The organism is Nonomuraea cypriaca (assembly GCF_015645445.1).
In the GTDB taxonomy this organism is placed as follows: Bacteria; Actinomycetota; Actinomycetes; order Streptosporangiales; family Streptosporangiaceae; genus Nonomuraea; species Nonomuraea cypriaca.
In genome coordinates, this window is sequence record NZ_JADOGI010000522.1 from 1 (window position 1) to 1,252 (window position 1,252).

Consider the following 1,252-nt stretch of genomic DNA (forward strand, 5'->3'; position numbering starts at 1 on the left):
AGGTCAGTTGATTGGGCCCCTGCGGGGCCGCGGCGCATGCGGGAAAATCGGGGCTGGTTGCCCGCCGACGTCGATAGCTCTTTGGCGCAGGTGAGTCCGTAGGTCAGTTTGATCGCTGGGAGCCGTGTCATGGGGCTGCGCATTGTTTGCCACGAGCACGAGGGTCCGACTCTTTCCCGTCCCCGTCGGCTCCTGCGGGCGACCGTCCCCTGTCCCCGGTGCGGAGGAGAACGTCCGTGGAGGAAGCCGAAGAGATCGAGCTGCACGTGGAGCGGATCGCGGCATTGGATCTGGGCAAGAGCGCACTGGAGGCGTGTGTGCGGATTCCGCACCCATCGCGGGCCGGGCGGCGCTTGCAGGAGGTCCGCCCGTATCAGACCAGCACCGCGCAGTTACGGTCGATGATCGAGTGGTTGCATGAGCACGGCGTCACCCGGGTGGTGATGGAGGCGACCTCGTCGTACTGGAAGGGCGTCTACTACCTGCTGGAGGCCGAGGGGTTCGAGGTCTGGCTGGTCAACCCGCGGGATGTGAAGAATCTGCCGGGCCGGGCCAAGACCGACAAGCTGGACTGCGTGTGGCTGTGCAAGGTCGCCGAACGGGGGATGTGCCGGCCATCGCTGGTGCACCCGGCCGAGATCCGGCAGCTGCGGGACCTGACCCGCTACCGCCGAGCCCTGGTGCAAGATCAGGCCAGAGAGCGGCAGCGGGTGGAGAAGCTGCTGGAGGACGCCCAGATCAAGATCTCCTCGGTGTTGTCCGACATCTTCGGGGTCTCCGGCCGGGCCATGATGCAAGCCCTGATCGGCGGGGAACGTGACGCGCACGTGATGGCCGACCTGGCCGAGCGCCGCGCCCGGCACAAGCTCACCGAGCTGGAGCGGGCGCTGGAAGGGTTCTTCACCCCCCACCACGCCCGCCTCCTGCGGATGATGCTCGACAACATCGACCGGATGAACGCCCAGATCGCCGCGTTGGATGTCGCGATCGAGGAGGCGGTCGCCCCTTTCGTCCATCAGGTGGCCCAGCTGTGTGAGGTCACCGGTATCGACACCACGACCGCCAGCGAGCTGATCGGGGAGATCGGCGTCGACATGAGTCGCTTCCCCACCCCGGCCCACCTGACCTCCTGGGCCAAGTTCTGCCCCAAGACACACGAGTCAGCGGGGAAGAAGAAGGCCAAGGGCCGCGGGAAGGGCAACCCCTGGCTCGGCGGCATCCTGGGACGCGTCGTCTTCGGCTTCTCGCGCAC

Annotated in this window: 1 protein-coding gene; it reads left to right on the plus strand. The window is 67.0% G+C overall.

All coding sequences use genetic code 11. From position 1 onward, the window contains the following. Window positions 1–236 precede the first annotated feature (236 nt). Window positions 237–1,252 (plus strand): IS110 family RNA-guided transposase (locus tag ITP53_RS55365; RefSeq protein ID WP_195903492.1); only part of this gene is annotated, 1,016 nt, incomplete at its 3' end.